The following is a 17,385-nucleotide window of genomic DNA, read 5'->3' as shown; positions in this document are numbered from 1 at the left end:
CTCTTATAATAAGAAAGATTCAAGCTCGAAAGCATTACCCGACACCAGATCATTCAGAATATCGATATATGTAGACATAATCTCACTCGGTTTGCGGTCCTTGTGTGCGATCCAGCCGACAGAGAACACTTCCTTGCTGTCAAAAGGAATCGTAATCAGCCCCGCATCATCCAGCTCAGAGGCCATAATCCCAGTCCCTACGGTATACGAATCACTGCCGAGCAGCAAATGAGTCAGCGTGGCCCGGTCGGTCACCTTAATATTCTTCTCAATCTGTGTGAAGCTAAGCATCTCCTCTGAGAAATGCAGCGAATTGTTATCCCCCTGCTCAAAAGTAATGTAAGGATACGGATGAATGTCCTCCGCCGTGATCCACTCTTTTGCAGCCAATACATGCCCTGCCCGCACATAGACATGCGGATTCGTATTGAACAGCGGAGTGAACTTCAGGTTCCCGTCACTGAACAGCTTGTTCATGATCTTGTAGTTGCTCTCGTTGATGTACAGAATCCCGATGTCGCTGCGCAGGGTGCGCACATCCTCGATGATCTCATAGGTCTGCGTCTCTCTCAGGCTGAAATTGTATTCCTGCACCTTGCTCTCCTTCATCAGCTTCACAAAAGCATCCGTAACAAACGCGTAATGCTGTGTAGATACCGAGAAATAGATCGGGCTGCGCTTCTTACCGGTATAGCGGTTCTCCATGAATTCAGTCTGCTCAATAATCTGCCGGGCATAGCCCAGGAATTCCATGCCTTCCGCCGAGATGCTGATTCCCCGGTTATTCCGTTCAAAAATCGTGATGCCCAGCTCGTTCTCCAGCTCCTTGATAGCATTCGAGAGGCTGGGCTGCGACACAAATAGCCGTTTGGCCGCTTCATTCATAGAGCCGCTGTTCGCAATCTCAATTGCGTAGCGGAGCTGCTGCAAAGTCAAACCTTTTCCCCCTCCGATCAAGGACTTCACCTGGCAGGTTCAGCAAAATAAGAATTTACTTGTTATCCTAGCACACCTGCCGCGTCTGATCTACTATAGATTATGAAGCAGGGAACCTGTGGATGCTACTGGGTGCGCTTCTTGCCTGCGTCGATCTTGGCCGGGTCCAGCCCTTCCCAGATATTCTTGATCTTCGCGTTCTCGGGGTCATCGAACACCAGGAATGCCGTTGGCAAGTAACGCTCACCATACTGCGAAGAAGGCTTGTTGACAATCTCGTTGTCCTTCACCAGCACCGTCGAAGATCCCCCGTCCAGATTGGCCGCAATGACCGCCCCATGCTTCAGCATAATCTGCTGCACATCATACAGGTTCGCCCCGATGCTGTAGCCCGGCTGCCGTCCGTCAATCACAACGAAGAGGAGCGCACCGTCCGCCCGTTGGCCCATTGCAGTTCTTGGCGCGATGCCCCAGCCTTCGGCGGCATTCTTAATCTGGCCTTTACCGTTCACAATAATCCGTGGCTGAAAAGAAACCGCCTCCTGCACCCCCATCTTGCTGAGCTGATCCAGAGTGTAGTTACCGGCAACCATTTTTCCTTCCTTATCGATGCCGACAATCTGTGTGGATTTCTTGCCGCCCAGTCCATTGTAGAACAGCTTCCCTTGCGAGATCACCAGCCCGATCGGCTTGAAGCCATTGCCCTTCCAGTTCGGATCGGCGAAGCCGCCGCCGTTCACCCCGGCGATAGCCCCCGTCCGTGCCACCATGCTGGATACCTTTTCCCCGGAGCCGATTTTGCTAGGCACACCCAGGCGAACCTTCTTGGGATCGTTCACAATCATGACATAGCCGCTATACCCGCTGCCCGTGACTTCTTCAATCTGGACGAGCGGTGTATGCTCCGCTTCCTTTACAGGCTCAGGCTTGATCTCATGGGTATCTACCTCGTCGCCCATCTCCTCGAAGCGCTTGGTATAATCGCTGACGCGGTGCTTCAGTTCCTCTTCGCCGATAATATATTTGGCCCAGTGCCGGTGTTGAGTCGTAATCAGCGTATCTGCGATCAGGAAGCGCGTATTCTGGGCCGACGGTGCAAAATAGAGCCAGCCTCCGGCCGCTATAACCAGAATGAAACAGACCATGAACACCCTGAAGAGTGTGCGGAAGAAACCTCTTTTCTTGCGCTTGCGCGCCGGTGTCTTCTTCTTGCGGACAGTTGAACGTTGTGGTAAAGAGCTCACTTCTGAAATCCTCCCTAACATACTGATAATGGTTAAGTCTATAAACTCACAACTTCCATGATAGACGAAATCTCTGATTTAAAAGTTTCAGTTTGTTTAACTCTGTCCAGAAACTGTAAACTAGTTCATATAAGCACAGGCCGGCCCGATTAAAACATAGGAGGACAGCGGCATGAAACAGCAATTCATCACAGCCTTGGAGCAGAACAATCTGGACAGCATCCAGCAAATACCTAAAGGCGATCTGCACAACCATATCACCCGGGGAGGCAACAAACGGTATATAAGTGCCTGGTGCGGTACGACTATACCGGAATGTCCAACATTTAAGGATCTTGGGGAGATGAACCGGTGGAATACCCGCTATATCAAGCCTTTGCTGCCCGGACGAATCGGGTATGAGAAGCGGATTGAGGCCGCTTTTGTCCAAGCGAAGACCGACGGTGTTCAATTGCTGCATATGAGTGTGACGATGGGAGAAGAAGAGTGGTTTGACGGCTCTATAGCAAAACTGATTCAGACCATTCAGGGCATTCACCAGCGGGTTGCGCCGGAGATTCATTTTGTGCCGGAGCTTGCCTTTCTTACTCATACACCAATCCAAGAAACCATTGAGAGGCTCGAACAATATCTGGAGTATAACTACTTTAGATCGCTCGATATTTTTGGCGATGAGTCTGCTGTTCCGGGGTTTAAGCAGGCGTTCCGCATAGCGAAGGCGAAAGGGCTGATTCTCAAAGCGCATGTAGGGGAATTTGGTACATCTGATCTGGTAAAAAAAGCGGTGGAGGAACTGGAGCTGGATCAGGTTCAGCATGGCATCGCAGCCGCGCAATCGCCAGAGACGATGAAGTGGCTTGCCGACCATCATATCCAGCTTAACATCTGCCCCACCAGCAATATTCTGCTCTCCCGGGTGGCTGATTATGGGTCACATCCCATCTGCAAGCTCTATGATTATGGCGTCACAGTCACGGTGAATACGGATGATATGATTATTTTTGACCAGAGTGTGTCGGACGAGTTCGTTAATCTGTACCGGGCCGGATTGTTCAGTGTGGAGGAGTTGAATACAATCAGGGAGAATGCGCTGACAGAGGCAAACCGGAGATAAAGGCAGCTGCTTGCATTCCTATTCGTAACGCCACTATTCTATAAGTGAAGTTATACTAAATCATAATATAAGGAGGGTTATAATGAACGCTTTTCTAACTGAATTTGAACAACGGATTCGCGAGGGCTTTGTGGCTGACCTTGAAGCTATATTGGCGGAAGTAGCACAAGAGAAGGTATATGTCTGCGCAGTCGGGACGGATAGCGACTTTGTCACTCTGTTCCTTGCTGTCAATACAGAGCAATCCCTTGCCAGACATATTGCCGATATGACAAGTGAAGGCTTATGTGATGATGCTGAAACAGAGCTTTATTACAAATGGGCAATTTCCGAATTTCAATATGGTGAGCATTCGCATTTCAATCATATCAGCCGTTTTTTATATGCAGAGGATAATGTATACCAATATAAAGATGAAATGGTCAAAATCATTGCCAAGGTTGTTAATGAAACCAAGGACGATTTATTCACAAAATATAATCAAACCAAAGAGGACATTACCTTCTTTGTATCCATGACCGACGATGAGCTGGCTGAGGAATTAGAAAATGAATCGGTGTCGCTTATGACAAATCCTGAATTAGTTCCTGAATTCATGGCACGCTATGATGCTGAAATCTAAAGAAACCTAATAGCGGCAGCCCGGACATTAATATCCCTGACTGCCGCTATAGTAATGGTAATTCGTGCTCTACCTTGATTTTGTCAAGTATAGAGTAAGCTCATCATCCACCCGCACCTGACTTCCAGGAACCACAGGCTTGTTGTCATACATGAGTCCCCGGCCATCCGGAATGTAGCCGCGTTTGGTGTACAGCCTTTGGGCCGTACCGTAGCTGGCATACAGTCCAAACCCAATGCCAATCGTATCGAATGTAGCGAACACTTCTGCTTCGAGAGCTTCCATCAGCACATTCCCTATGCCGCGTTTTCGTAAGGTAGAGATCACATCGAGATTCTGAATCTCTGGAATATGATTCTCTGCAAAATAAGGATAGTGTGAGGTATACACGATATGTCCCCAGCCTGCAAACAGATTCTCATGGAAGGCTAATAGCGTAAGCCGCTTCTCCCCTTCGTTTTCCTTCCAACACTGTTCAATATACGCTAACGGTTTGCTGACATCATGCGGAGCCAGCCCCTCATGTATTAATGTAATGTCCTCGGACTTCATCCGGCGGACCCTTATAGTTGTACTCATAAAATCAATCCTTCCTTTCCAGTTGCACTGTGCCTATCCCCTAAGTGTACTTTGTACAATTAAAACGGTCCATTATTGCGCCGGGATTGATTTAATTGCACTTTGTACATTTAAATTCACCCTTATTCGGTAAAAGAGGGATTTCGACCAATTATAGTTGTACATAATACATTTAAGCTTACAAATCCAGATTTACACCGTCATTTAGCTGCACGGAATACATCTATTTGCTGCATGCCCTCTGTAAGTACATGTACAATCTGCATTCCTCTTAACTCGTACCATAATTCCTCTCAACTCGTGTTACGCTGCTTACTTAACCACATAATAGCTGTGAAAAGAAGCCGCGCATTCCTGCACGGCTTCCCCTTCTTGTCCATTCTATGCGTGTTACACTTCAGAATGTGGATGAACAATGCCTAACCCTTAACGGGTCAGAGTACCAGGCTCACCCATGTCTCCCGACACCGCCACCGCTGCTTGCGCTGCCGCCACCGCCGGAATTGCTATCATCGTCGTCATCGTTGGAGGAATACCGGCCAGCTCCGCCGCCGCCCGAGTATCCGCCACCGCCACGATTCCGGTCATCATCATCATCATCGTCACGCGAGGAATACCGCCCTGCTCCCCCTCCGCTCGAAGAACCGCCGCCCCCGGAGTTACTGCCCCAGAAGCTGTTGGAGCTGGATGAGCCGCTCCCCGAGGAGGAGTGATGGTGCGGCCGCCGGTATCTTCTTCTCTGGCTGTAGCCATAGCCGGGCTGGCCGGTCCAGACGCCATAGCGCCGGATGTTGCGAGGGTTATGCGGATTCAGCCGTATCCCGTAACGGGCAACATAACGGTTGCGCGCGGCAGCCGCGAGACTGATTAGCGCGACAAGAACCAGGAAAATTCCGAGAATCATCATCCCCTTCGTTCTGGAGACAGGCACCAGCTTCACAGGTTCTTTCGCTGTCACAGGTGCTTTGCTGACGGTGGAGGCTGTTGCGGATGCGGAGCTGCCTGCGGCTTTTCCCGAAGCAGCATCTGCCCGCGCTAGGAAGAAGCCGTAGAAGGCATTCGCTGTCCCCGTTGCTCCGCCTGCGTAATCTTTTGCCGCAAACTTAGGCTCCAGCACCTTATCCAGAATCCCGCTGATCCGCTCATTCGTCAGCACTCTGTCGATCGACTTGCCCTGTAGCACATGATAGTTATCCCCGCCGATATCCAGCACCAGCATCACATCTCTGGGACCGGCAGCAACCCCGGCGAACTTCGCATAGGTGTAATCCTGCAGGCTCTTGCCGCCAGTATTCTTAACGGTTACCACATAGATTCCGCTCCCGGTGGTAGCCGCGTAACGGTTGCTGGACTGGTTCAGATAATCCTTGGTGACTTGCGGGAGGACTCCGGCATTGTCCGAGACATAGCTTCGGGTGCCTAGTGTTTCCGAGTAGCTTCCGCCGAGCTTCTGAATGAAGGCGCCATAGGTTTTATGGGCACCTGCGCTATACTTCTTGGCTGCGAAGTCCGGCTCCAGCGATGCCGAGAGAATCTTCGAAATTACACCACTGTTCAGTTCATTCTCCAGTCCCTTGCCGGGAACCGCCCAGTAATCATCGTCCTTAATGGAGAGCAGCAGCAGCAGTCCATTATTCTTGTCCGCTGAGCCGACTCCCCATGAATTGAACAGCGAGGTCGCATATTTCTCCATAGAGACGCCGTTCGTCGAATTCACCGTAACCAGCACTACCTGCGCCCCGGTCTCCTGATAGAGCTTCACCCCATAGTTGACCATGTAATTCTCAGTCTTCTCATCAATTACGCCTGCAAAGTCATTCACATAGAATGATTCTGAATGTTTCGGAACAGCAGCCTCCGCCCGCCCGGGTGCCAGCGGCAGCAGAAGCACAATCATCAGGATGGCGGTAAGTGCTGCTTGTATACTTTTACGATTCATAGTTACCCCTCCGGCTTCTCAAATCTCTTCTATTACTATATCGGTTACGCACGGGATGGACGTATAGTTCCATCTCTCTTATGTGTATGCCCGAATCTAGTAATTATTCAAAAGAGTCTGCCGGGGCTTATTCGTTATTAAACCGGTCCGGATGGGAGCCGAAGCGCTGATCGCGGTTCAGGCCGTTGATCCGGCTGATCTCGTCTTCCGACAGCTCGAAGTCAAAAATATCGGCATTTGCAATAATCCGCTCCTCCTTGACCGACTTCGGAATCGTCACGATTCCGTTCTGCAGATCCCAGCGCAGGATGACCTGCGGCAGCGTTTTGTTATGATGGGCTGCAATAGCGGCCAGGACCTCATTGTCCAGCAGATGCCCTTGGGCCAGTGGGGCCCAGGCTTCAATCTGAATGCCCTGCGCCTTGCAATATTCGCGGAGCTCTAGCTGGTTAAGCAGCGGATGCAGCTCCACCTGGTTGACCATCGGCTTCACGGCGGCGTCTGCCAGCAGATCCTCCAGATGATCGATCTGGAAGTTGGATACCCCGATGGCACGGACTTTACCGTCCGCATACAGCTTCTCAAGGGCGCGCCAAGTGTCTTTGTATTTGGCCCGGATCGGCCAGTGTACCAGATACAGGTCGGCATAATCCAGTCCCAGCTTGCTTAAGCTCTGGTCAAATGCAGCCAGCGTAGAATCATAGCCCTGCTCTGTATTCCATACCTTGGTGGTGATGAACAGCTCCTCACGCGCAACTCCCGATTCACGGATAGCCTGCCCGACTCCTTCTTCATTTCCATATACGGATGCGGTATCAATACTTCTATAACCGGCCTTGATGGCTGCTTTGACCGAATCAATAACCTCCTGGCCCTCTTGTACCTTGAAGACACCCAGCCCGAACCATGGCATTTCTACACCGTTAGCTAATTTCGTTGCCGATTTTAAGTTCAACATAATCACACTACCACCTGTCTATTGGATTGGTTAGATTAACTAGAATAATGAAGCAGGGATCAGCTTGCGCCCGCCTTTGATCAGGGTCGAATCCAGGGCATCCCCTTTATCTCCGCCAAAATACAGCTGCCAGTACACGCCGAAGCGGATGCTGACATCATTCTTGACCAGCTCCGGCGGCGTGACGATCAGCCACTGGAACTTCAGCGCCTTCGAGATCTCGAAGACCGGATCGAGCACGTTATTCGAGACCATCTCCCCGAACGGGTTATCGTACAGGAAGACCGTCCAGCCTTTATTTTCCCGGTTAACACGCTTGTGGGTCATAATCATCATCGCCACCAGCAACTGAACGGACTGGCGCTGCCCGCCGCTGCCCACTGCCTCATCTAGCGCGCCGCGGTTGATAACCTCCCAATCGGAATAATGATAGTCCTCGGGAGCGGCATACAGGAAGTAATTCTCCGTCACCGGTTTATACACCTGCAACACCGGGAAGCGGTTCTGCAGTGCAGCATACACCATGCGTCCGTCATTAATCAGCTCCCGGATGGCCGAAGCCGGAACCTGCTCCATCTTCGGGAACCGCTCCAGCAGGCTGCTGATGCAGCGGTTGAAGTACTCGCTGACCAGCGGTTCGATGTCATCGGTCGTACGTGGAACGTTAATATTCTTGTAATTCAGCTTAACCAGCGGGAAGGCATGGCCGCTCTCATTGTGAATGATCATCCGGCGTTCCATCCGCTTCAGAATATCAACGATCTGCACCACACGCTTGGCTGCCCGGCCTACCCACAGCTTGCGGGACAGCTCCATATCCTCTTTATCGCTGCGGATGCTCTCCATCTGATCACGTGAGCTCTGAAGCATGGAATCCAGTACCTGCAAGGCGATAGCGAAATCATCCCAGTGAACATTGTTCAGGCGTTCCTGAATCTTGGTCTCAAGCTCTGCATTCCAGCCGGACTTAGCCACCTTGCCGCTTAGGTCAGTCTTCTCTTCCTTCACCTTGCGGGAGATATCTGCCCGCTGGCTGCGGCTCTCCTTGCTGCGCTGCAGCCAATCCTCCACCAGCGTCTCGCAGCTCTCCCGCACCTTCAGCTGCAATTCTTCCGGCACCTCCCGGAGGGATACACGGTGCTCGACATGGGAATCCATGATCCGGCTCTGATTGCCCAGAACGAGCAGCCATTGATCCATGGAAGCCAGCGCCTGCTTACTGGTATTCAGCAGATGCTCATTCTCCCGGCCCCGCAGACTGATCTCTTCTTCCTTCTGTTCCAGCGGCTCATTCCATAGCTCTACCGTCCGCTCATGCTTCTCCTTGATCGCCTTCTCGGACTTGCCCAGCTCTTTGCGCAGGCTGTCAAGCTCGGTCTGGCAGCGGATGAAGGAGTCACGGAGCTGCTGATAGTCCTCGTCCAGAATCATCGTGTCGCTCTTCTGTCGGACTCTGGCGGACTGAATCATGTCCGGTGACTCCTGCGGCTCAGGGGCAGACGGCCATCCGGCATCTACCTGCTGCACAGCAGCTTCCAGCTCAGCCAGCTGTTCTCTGGCCGCCTTGATCTGGGCTGTTCTTGTGCGGATCTCAAGCTCGTTCTGGCTTAGCGACTGCTGAAGACTCTCAACCGTACTGAGCAGCTGCAGGAGCTTGTCCTGTACCGTCTCATTCAGCACTTCATCCGCAGCAGCTTCATCTGCCTTAGTATCTGCCTCAACATCAGCACCCTGAACCTTCGCACCCGCAGCTTCACCGGGGAACTCTATGTCCGGGAACCAGTTCTGCAGCCGCGGGAATACAGAATAACGGGCATCCCCGATCCATTTCTCGCGCTGCAAGGCGAGACTGTCCATCTCCGCCTTCAGCCGGGTGAGCTGCTGGTCCTTAACTGCAATCTCTTTGCTGAGGTTATTCTTCTGCTCCACAGACTTTTGCTTATCTGTATAGTTCTGCTCGTGCTTTCGGCTCCGCTCACTCCAATCCCGCAGCGCCGCCGCCCGGGTCTCCTGCTCGGACTTCTCCGCTTCGCAGGCTGACAGGTCTCTGGAAATTCCAGCCAGAACCTCCTCATAGCGTACCTGTTCTGCGTTCATTTCATTCAGCTGGCTGCGAAGCTGCTGCAGCAGGGTCTCCGCGCTCTTCTGTCTGCTCCGCAGACTTGCGGTATGCTCGCCTTGATGCAGGCGTTCATATTCCTGCCGGGCGCTTCTCAGCTTGGCAAGATACGCTTCCTCCGCCTGAAGCTCCTCCTCCTGCTCACGGAGTCTGGAGGCCATCCCCCGCTTCCACTCCTGAAAATGATCCGGCTGCAAGACCATCTGCGGTCCTTGATGCGCCAGCAGCAGGAAGGCGTCTCTACCGCCCTCCGCCATCTCCTCGCGCACGAAGATCGGGACCGGAGCCTTAAGCAGAAGCTCCTTAAGCAGCTCCGGCTGCAGCTTAGCCGCTTCACGCTTCGTGACAATCAGGCCGTAAGGAAGCAGCGGATGGCGTTCCAGTTCCTCCTCGCGGACCAGATAAGGCTGATCGTTCAGATACATGGTGCCAGTCATAGAACTAATCTTGAGGGCATCCAGCGTATCCTTCACCGTTACAATATCATGGTTAGGCAGCCAGTAGGCTTCCTGCTGCAGCTCAACATCCAGCAGCTGCTGATAATAATCCCGCCGCAGCCGCTTCGTCTGCTGCTCGGTATCCTCCAGCCTGCGAATGAACCGCTCCTGGATTAGAGGCTTCGCTTCGAATAGAGCTGTCGCGCCTAAGCGCTGATGCTCCTCATACATCTCCAGCAGCACTACGAGCTGTGACCAGAGCTGTGATTCCTTGTTCATCTGGGCTTCGATGCGTCCGGTCAGCTCCTCTGCCTGGGCCTCGGCCCCCAGCAGCTTCTCAGCCAGCCGGGTATGCTGCGTATGCAGGAGCAGCTTCTGGTCTTCAGCGGTCTTGCGCTGTTCGTTCAAGGCCTCAATCTGCTCAACCAGCCCTCTGGCCGCAATCATCGTCCGCTGTAGGGCGGCTGCCGGTGAGTGGGCGGCTTCCTGCCCGTGGCGGGAAGCGAACACACCCAGCTCCTCCGTATATTGACGGATCATGGCTGTTAATTCCTGGAGCTTCCCATCCAGCCTGCCAAGCTCCAGCAGCAATTCCTCCCTGCCCTTGCGCAGAATCTGTTCTTCCGCTGCATGGGAATGCTGCTGTCCGCTGTAGAACAGGCTCTTCGCCTGCCATAGCCGGTAGACCTGCTCCCACTGTACCCGCAGCTCCTGCTTGGCCCCTTGAATCACCTCTTGGCGCTCCTTCATCGCAAGCGACCCTTCGATGGCTTCAATCTCCTTTTGCCATTGCTCCATCTGACGGAGCTGCAGCTTGCGCCGGGCCAGATAATGGGCGACCTCCAGCGACTTCTCTCTCTGCTTCGATTCTTCCAGACGCTGCTTAGCCCGTATCTGGTTGTCAGAGACCACTCTGAAGTGCTCCTGCTTGCCGTCATGCTCTTCCTTCAGCCGCAGGTACTTCAGATTATCGCTCTCGAATCTGAGCGTCTTCGCTTCCAGATAATGTCCGGTCAGCTCATCCGCCGTTCTGCGGCGCTTGTCTTCCGCCTGCTTCAGTTCATCATGAATAACGGTATAGAGCTGCGCTCCTAGCCGTTCGGTCTCCCGGAAGCTGAGGTCCGCCTCCGTTCCGAGTTTCACCGCTTCATACAAAGGAGCTGCAAGAGAGGTGAACTCAGCAAAAGCCCGCTCCCGCTGCTCCAGCATCGGCAACCGCTGTGCAACCGTAGCGGTATCCACGAACATCCGCTGAAGCGAGCCTTCATCCTCGCGCAGGCTCCCTCCCAGACTGGAACCGATCTCCGGGATAATCAGCCGCTCGAACAGATTATGATTGGTGAAGGCATCATTTTTCTGGAAATAACCCTTGATGCCGCCCTCTTCCCCGTTGATTCTGCGCATATTGCGCCATTCATCAAAATGGATATCATGGTCAGCCAAGTAGGCATAGTATTTCTTCAGATTGGAGCTGCTGCTGCCGTAGACGTTAATTTCATTACGTCGGTCCCGGACAAACTGCTGAATCGCTTCGAAGCTCGCGGGACTGTTCAGTTCATGATCATATAGGGGCAGGGTTGAGAGTGAAAGCTCAGCCGTTTCCTCATATTTCAGCAGCGCGTATAGCAGATAATCCACTTTGATCTCAAGCTGGTCCATAGAATGCTGGGCCGTCATCGCGATCCCGGTGGTGATATACTCCGTCCGTTCCTTATCATCGAGCCGCCATTCGATGGCTACATGGAAGGTGTAGGGCTTCAGCTGTTTTTTGTGATTATGAAAAAAAGCCTCGACCTGGTTCTCATTATTCTTGCCCCAGGCGGCTCTAGGCATCAGCAATTGGAAAATCGATTGCAGCAGAACACCCTTCCCCCCGCCGTTCATCAGCGTAATCAGGGTATTGGCCGGGCCTTCTTCATTACAGAGATCAAGGATCATATCCTCATATTTCTTCAGCATCTTCTCGTACTTGAGTCCGGCGATGCGGATTCGCTCAATGCGCGGCATGGGCTTCACCCTCCTGTCCGCTGAGTGTGCGGCCAACCAGAGCCTTCAGCTCTTTGTACCGGTCCACATCGTGGTAGAGATAACGCATCCGCTCGTACAACTCTTCCCGGGGGAATATCCGCTTCTCATGCTCGGAGATGAACACCAGATGCTCTTCCTCCAGCAGCTTCATGCCTTCATGGATCAGACCGATCCGTGAACCGGCTCCCCGGCTGAGCGAATCGCCTTCCTCCTGGCTCTTGGTCTGCATGTAGAGGCTGGTCCACACCTTGTGCATCGCCTGGATATCCAGGCGCCACTGCTTGCTAAAGCTGCCGTCTTCATCCATGCCGATCCAGCCATGGAACAACTCGGATACCTGATCCGACAGTTGTATGTAGGACATGCTGTCCTGTCCCGGCTTGAAGTGCTGCTCATCCTGATCCATCTCCGCCAGGAAGACAAGGATAATAACGTTAATGATATGCAGATGTGTCTTACGCTCAATCCGTGAATATTTATTGCGCAGCTGAGTGAAGTTACTGGCGAATCCGGAGCCGATCGGACTCACGAGCAGGTGCAGGCGGTGACCCGAATTCATAATCCGGCAGCCGGCTTCTTTGGCTACATATTGCAGGGCATCATAAGCAGCTGTATCCTGCAGACATTCGGCGGCAGCGGGATCATCCAGCGGAATCACCTTGCGGCGAAGCAGGTCGAAGAACAGCCGCGATGCCTGCTGAACTTGCTCTAAGGAATAACTCATATCCGTATCATCTCACTTCTCTACTATATTAATGGTATAAGGGCTAATCTCAAGGCCGGGGATACGGATGCTGCCCTGCTGCTGTGCAGAGATGGTGGTCCGCAGCCTTGCGCCGCGTAGCACCGCAAGCTCCGGGTGGTCCAGCATCAGCCGCTGAAGCAGCTTCTGGCATTCGTCCGCCACGCCGTGGCCCTCTGCTTCCTGCGCCTCAACAGTAATTACGGTATGGAAAAATTGCACCCACAAATCCACGGCATCCGGGCAATCCGCCCAACGCCGCTGCTCCTCCTCCGTGAACGCCTCCGCAGTGAAGGTGAAGCTGCCGTGCGCAGCCACTCCTTCTATGACGGGCAGCCACAGCTCGCATACCTCAGTCCAGGGAATGCCTTTGGGCACATAATGGATGTCCTCATCTTCCCCGGGTTCATCCGGCGCATCCGGCGTATCCTCCGGCAGGAAACCGACCTCCTGCTCTTCCCAGGCCCAAGCCAGCGGATAGATGAAATCCTGGCTGGGCGAGAATAGCCCGCAGATTAAGGTCTCCAGGCCATCCCCGTCCGGCAGTCCTTCCGGCTTCACCCATTCCTCCCAAACATGGGTGCGGAAGTTGAAGCCTGCTGCTCCCCAGAATAATTCCGGGAAGTTCAGCCGCAGATTCGTCTCCGCTTCGAAGATGCTCAGCACAACCTCGGCAAGCTCGTCATGCACCCGCCGGGACAGCTCCACCCGCTCGGAGAGCTGACGCAGCTCATTGAAATCAATGACATCCTTCTCATCATTGGCCAGCCGGGCCAGCGAGCGGTGGATATTATCGAAATGCTTGCGTTCCTCGTCAAATTGCTGGTGGATTTCCTCCAGCCGCTCATGCCGCTGGGTGCCGTATTCGCTGAAGATATGCTTCGGATTACGGCGCAGGGCACTACGGTATTCCTGCTGCTGCTGGGTCATTTTGCGCACGCGTGAGATCAGCTCATTCACATCCTGCATTGCCCGGGTAACCCGTCCATGCTTGATATGCATCTGAATCTCCAGCAGCTTGATGCTGACCTGGAACTCATCGATAATCTCGTGGCTCATGAAGATCAGCTCCATCGCATACTCGGACAGCCGGTACACCGTGGTCCCGTTCTCCTCCCAGCTGGTACGTGTAGCGTCCTCATCTACGGTGAAATACTTGTATTTCTGTACTGCGATCTCCCGCGAATGGTCCTCATAATAATACGCCTCGAAATCCCCGCCGCTGCCGCTCCACAGCAATCCGTCTACCAGCCGTTCGACCGATTCCGGGCTGCCCAGCTTCGCTATGCCGAAGCGCTCCAGAGAGCTCCAGGCCAGATCCACCAGATCCTCCCTGGCCCTCTGTTCATTCGATTCCAGCTCCAGATAATAGACCTGCAGCAGCACACTAAGCGCAATCATTTCCTTATACGGCTGCAGCTCACCCAGATTCATACCTGCGCCCAGACTCCATAAGGGATTTAGCCGCTTGTTCCGTTCTCCGAAATCATTCCAGTTCATCCTCTAGCCAACCTCGCCATCACTTCATAATTTCCCCACAACATAACATAAACCCAAATCCGCACCGCAAGGTGAAGGTTGGGCCGGAACATAAAAATATAGACGGTTTGTTCATGCTCAGAACCCCGAGAAAATGGGAATGTATGTTTCTATTCTCATGTCATTCTATTATATCAATGTTTCATAGATATGGCTATTTGCAAAATAAATAGAGGAGCCCGCGCAGGGACCCCTCTATGTTAAAGCGCTATTTGTATTTCTCATTCACCAGATATTGCAGATTCTTCTTCACCACAGGCCATTCTTCATCGATAATACTGTACAGTACATTATCCATAACAGCCCCGTGAGCGGTAATACGATGCTTGCGCAGGACGCCTTCCCGGACCGCTCCAATCCGCTCAATGGCCCGCTGGGAGCGCAAATTGTGACTGACAATGGAGAAGTCCACCCGGATTAGCCCCAGCACCTCGAAAGCATATTGCAGCAAAAGCAGCTTCGACTCAGTGTTCACCGCAGTTCTCCAATATTCCGGTGTGATCCAGGTGCAGCCAATCTCTGCATTACGATGCGTACGGTCCAGATGCATCAACCGCGTAGTCCCTACGATCCGGCCGGATGCCTGCTCCACCATCACATAAGGGATTTCCTTGCCCACCGCCCCATTCGCCAGAGCCGTATCCACCAGTTGTCCTGCCTCTTCCTCTGAGCTGATCTGCCTCCAGGTGTACTCCCAGATCAGCGGATTGTGCAGCAGCTTCTTAAGCTCAAGCTTATGCTCCTCTGCCAAAGGCACAAGCCGGATTACGTTGCCTGCAAGCTGGCCTGCTTCTATTACTGTCAACTGACTTCCCCCTATATCTTTTTACCTGTTATACTTTTCACCTATTATATATGAAGCGATTTATTCCCAACCGTCAATCTTAGCTGTCAATTGCTGAATGAACTCCTGGGCGCTCAGTGTGAATAATGTGTTCTCCGCACGGCTTCGTACCGAGATTGTTCCGTCATTCTGCTCCTGATCTCCCAGCACCAGCATATAAGGGATTTTCTCCAGCTGCGCTTCACGGATTCTGTAGCCCAGCTTCTCATTCCGGGAATCTACCTCCACCCGCAGTCCGGCTGTTGCCAGCTGTCTTCTGACCTGCTCGGCATACTCGTCATGAACCACAGAGACTGGCAGCAGCTTGACCTGCACCGGAGACAGCCACAGCGGGAACGCTCCGCTATAGTGCTCTGTAAGAATACCCATGAACCGGTCAATGGAGCCGAACACCGCACGATGGATGACAACCGGACGATGCTTGTTGTTATCTTCGCCAATGTAAGTCAGGTCGAACTTCTCAGGCATCTGGAAATCCAGTTGAATCGTACCGCATTGCCAGCTCCGCTTCAGGGCATCGAGGACATGGAAATCAATCTTCGGTCCGTAAAAAGCGCCATCTCCTTCATTCACCCGGTATTCGATCCCATTCTTCTTCAGCACCCGCTCCAGCGACTCTTCCGCCTGATCCCAGAGCTCTTCGGAACCCATATAGTCTTCCGGGCGTGTAGACAGCTCGACCTTGTACTCGAATCCGAAGATGGAATAGAACTGGTCAATCAGCTCCAGCACCCGAGTAATCTCGGATTCAATCTGCTCCGGGAACACGAACAAATGGGCGTCATCCTGGCAAAAGGTACGGACCCGCATCATTCCGTTCAGCGCACCGGAGGATTCATGGCGGTGAACCTGCCCGTATTCCGCAATGCGGATCGGCAGATCCCGGTAGGAACGGCGGCTGTTCTTGTAGATCAGCATGTGTCCGGGACAGTTCATCGGCTTCAGCGCAAAGTCTGTCTCATCCACCTTCGTGAAATACATCTCATCCTTGTAATGATCCCAATGTCCGGATTGCTCCCACAGACGACGGTTCATCATCAGCGGTGAGCGGACCTCTTCGTACCCGTCGGCACGCTGCAGCTTGCGGGAGAAATCCTCCAGCGCTGTGCGGATCAGCATCCCTTTGGCCAGGTAGAACGGCATGCCCGGCGCTTCCTCGGAGAACATGAACAATTCCAGCTCCTTGCCCAGCTTGCGGTGATCCCGTTTCTTCGCTTCCTCCAGCAGATGCAGATGCTCCTCAAGTAGGGCTGTGCTCAGGAAGGATGTGCCGTATATCCGCTGAAGCACCTGATTGTCAGCATCCCCGCGCCAGTAGGCCCCCGCTACACTAAGCAGCTTGAACGCCTTAATCCGGCCAGTGGAGGGCAGATGCGGCCCCCGGCACAGGTCCGTGAATTCGCCTTGCTCATACAGGCTGATGACCGCGTCCTCCGGCAGATCCCGGAGCAGCTCCAACTTCAGCGGCTCTTCCAGCTGTTCAAAATACTTCACCGCTTCCGCCCGGCTGACCACCCGGCGCCGAATCGGCAGGTTCTCTTTGATGATCTTCCCCATCTCCCGCTCAATCGCAGCAAGATCCTCGCTGGACAGTGGCTGTTCAATATCTATATCGTAATAGAAGCCGTCCTCGATCACCGGACCAATGCCCAGCTTCACGTTCCGTTCTCCATAGATCCGTTTGATTGCCTGGGCCATCACGTGGGCTGTACTGTGTCTGTGAATCATCAGCCCGTCGCTGCTGTCTGCTAACACAATCTCCACGAGGCTGTCCCCTTCAACCGGACAATCAAGGTCAACGAGTCTGCCATCGATTTTGCCGGCTACTGCATTCTTCCTTAGACTTACGCTAATCGACTCCGCAATCTGCGCAATTGTGGTGTTACGCGAATACCTCCTATTTGCTCCATCCGGCAGCTGCACTTGAATCTCCATGATTATGGCCTCCATTTCTTCAGTGTATATTCGTATATGTGAACACAAAAAAACGCATCTCATCCCGGAAAGGGACGAGTGCGTCTTAAGCTCGTGGTTCCACCCTAATTCGACTATACGTCACTTCACCCCCGGCTGTTCGGCGGAAACGTGATCAGTACAATCCTCATGGCATCCGTTAACGGGGATGGGTCGGTGGCATTTACAGCCTCGCTAACAGCAGGAGGGTTCAGTGTCACGGCTATAGAGGGGTAACATCCGGCTGGTCTCTGTAAGAAGCTCTCACCTTGCACTTCTCTCTCTGGTCAGTCCTCACGGGATATCCTGTCTCTGGTCATTGCCTTGGTTA

Annotated in this window: 12 protein-coding genes; 2 read left to right on the top strand and 10 right to left on the bottom strand. The window is 53.0% G+C overall.

Annotated features, from left to right (window positions below; all coding sequences use genetic code 11):
• Window positions 1-3: 3 nt before the first annotated feature.
• The gene (locus MKY86_RS13865) at window positions 4-936 is read right to left on the bottom strand and encodes a LysR family transcriptional regulator (RefSeq protein ID WP_076078080.1); all 933 of its coding nucleotides are present in this window, start codon (window positions 934-936) and stop codon (window positions 4-6) included.
• Window positions 937-1,061: 125 nt separating this feature from the next.
• Window positions 1,062-2,201 (bottom strand): phosphodiester glycosidase family protein, encoded by a 1,140-nt coding sequence (locus tag MKY86_RS13860; RefSeq protein WP_076078078.1) that lies wholly within the window; start codon window positions 2,199-2,201, stop codon window positions 1,062-1,064.
• A 151-nt stretch (window positions 2,202-2,352) separates the two neighbouring features.
• On the opposite strand from MKY86_RS13860, the gene MKY86_RS13855 reads away from it, so the two are divergent.
• The gene (locus MKY86_RS13855; protein ID WP_076078075.1) at window positions 2,353-3,294 is read left to right on the top strand and encodes an adenosine deaminase; all 942 of its coding nucleotides are present in this window, start codon (window positions 2,353-2,355) and stop codon (window positions 3,292-3,294) included.
• Window positions 3,295-3,376: 82 nt separating this feature from the next.
• Window positions 3,377-3,916: a DUF4303 domain-containing protein gene (locus tag MKY86_RS13850; protein WP_076078071.1), complete on the top strand. Its 540-nt coding sequence runs from the start codon at window positions 3,377-3,379 to the stop codon at window positions 3,914-3,916.
• A 69-nt stretch (window positions 3,917-3,985) separates the two neighbouring features.
• Here the strand turns inward: MKY86_RS13850 and MKY86_RS13845 are convergent, their stop codons facing one another.
• From MKY86_RS13845 to thrS, 8 genes are all read right to left on the bottom strand, one after another.
• Entirely contained in the window at window positions 3,986-4,495 is a 510-nt protein-coding gene (locus MKY86_RS13845) for a GNAT family N-acetyltransferase (RefSeq protein WP_076078069.1), read from the bottom strand.
• A gap of 448 nt (window positions 4,496-4,943) precedes the next feature.
• Complete coding sequence (locus MKY86_RS13840) at window positions 4,944-6,434, bottom strand: TPM domain-containing protein (RefSeq protein WP_076078066.1); 1,491 nt, start codon at window positions 6,432-6,434, stop codon at window positions 4,944-4,946.
• A gap of 127 nt (window positions 6,435-6,561) precedes the next feature.
• Window positions 6,562-7,392, bottom strand: a complete 831-nt coding sequence (locus MKY86_RS13835) for an aldo/keto reductase (RefSeq protein ID WP_076078064.1) — start codon at window positions 7,390-7,392, stop codon at window positions 6,562-6,564.
• A 39-nt stretch (window positions 7,393-7,431) separates the two neighbouring features.
• Entirely contained in the window at window positions 7,432-11,955 is a 4,524-nt protein-coding gene (locus MKY86_RS13830; RefSeq protein ID WP_076078062.1) for a hypothetical protein, read from the bottom strand.
• Window positions 11,942-12,700, bottom strand: coding sequence for a DUF6063 family protein (locus MKY86_RS13825; RefSeq protein WP_076078059.1), 759 nt, complete (start codon window positions 12,698-12,700; stop codon window positions 11,942-11,944). The genes MKY86_RS13830 and MKY86_RS13825 overlap by 14 nt, the downstream gene beginning before the upstream one ends.
• Window positions 12,701-12,712: 12 nt before the next feature.
• On the bottom strand, window positions 12,713-14,218 hold the full coding sequence (locus MKY86_RS13820) for a hypothetical protein (RefSeq protein ID WP_076078057.1): 1,506 nt from the start codon (window positions 14,216-14,218) through the stop codon (window positions 12,713-12,715).
• A 247-nt stretch (window positions 14,219-14,465) separates the two neighbouring features.
• Window positions 14,466-15,062: a GNAT family N-acetyltransferase gene (locus tag MKY86_RS13815; protein ID WP_076078038.1), complete on the bottom strand. Its 597-nt coding sequence runs from the start codon at window positions 15,060-15,062 to the stop codon at window positions 14,466-14,468.
• Between the two features lie 60 nt (window positions 15,063-15,122).
• Window positions 15,123-17,036 (bottom strand): threonine--tRNA ligase, encoded by a 1,914-nt coding sequence (gene thrS, locus MKY86_RS13810; RefSeq protein WP_076078029.1) that lies wholly within the window; start codon window positions 17,034-17,036, stop codon window positions 15,123-15,125.
• Between the last annotated feature and the right edge of the window lie 349 nt (window positions 17,037-17,385).

It is taken from the genome of Paenibacillus sp. FSL R7-0333, assembly GCF_038000365.1.
Classification (GTDB): Bacteria; Bacillota; Bacilli; order Paenibacillales; family Paenibacillaceae; genus Paenibacillus_AQ; species Paenibacillus_AQ silagei.
This window is presented reverse-complemented; position numbering and strand designations above follow the sequence as displayed.

Bases quoted from the DNA above. Each gene is read 5' to 3' on its own strand.
- MKY86_RS13820 (WP_076078057.1), bottom strand. From the start codon at position 14,218: ATGAACTGGAATGATTTCGGAGAACGGAACAAGCGGCTAAATCCCTTA.
- MKY86_RS13860 (WP_076078078.1), bottom strand. From the start codon at position 2,201: ATGTTAGGGAGGATTTCAGAAGTGAGCTCTTTACCACAACGTTCAACT.
- MKY86_RS13840 (WP_076078066.1), bottom strand. From the start codon at position 6,434: ATGAATCGTAAAAGTATACAAGCAGCACTTACCGCCATCCTGATGATT.
- MKY86_RS13845 (WP_076078069.1), bottom strand. From the start codon at position 4,495: ATGAGTACAACTATAAGGGTCCGCCGGATGAAGTCCGAGGACATTACA.
- MKY86_RS13835 (WP_076078064.1), bottom strand. From the start codon at position 7,392: ATGTTGAACTTAAAATCGGCAACGAAATTAGCTAACGGTGTAGAAATG.
- MKY86_RS13855 (WP_076078075.1), top strand. From the start codon at position 2,353: ATGAAACAGCAATTCATCACAGCCTTGGAGCAGAACAATCTGGACAGC.
- MKY86_RS13830 (WP_076078062.1), bottom strand. From the start codon at position 11,955: ATGCCGCGCATTGAGCGAATCCGCATCGCCGGACTCAAGTACGAGAAG.
- MKY86_RS13825 (WP_076078059.1), bottom strand. From the start codon at position 12,700: ATGAGTTATTCCTTAGAGCAAGTTCAGCAGGCATCGCGGCTGTTCTTC.
- thrS (WP_076078029.1), bottom strand. From the start codon at position 17,036: ATGGAGATTCAAGTGCAGCTGCCGGATGGAGCAAATAGGAGGTATTCG.
- MKY86_RS13850 (WP_076078071.1), top strand. From the start codon at position 3,377: ATGAACGCTTTTCTAACTGAATTTGAACAACGGATTCGCGAGGGCTTT.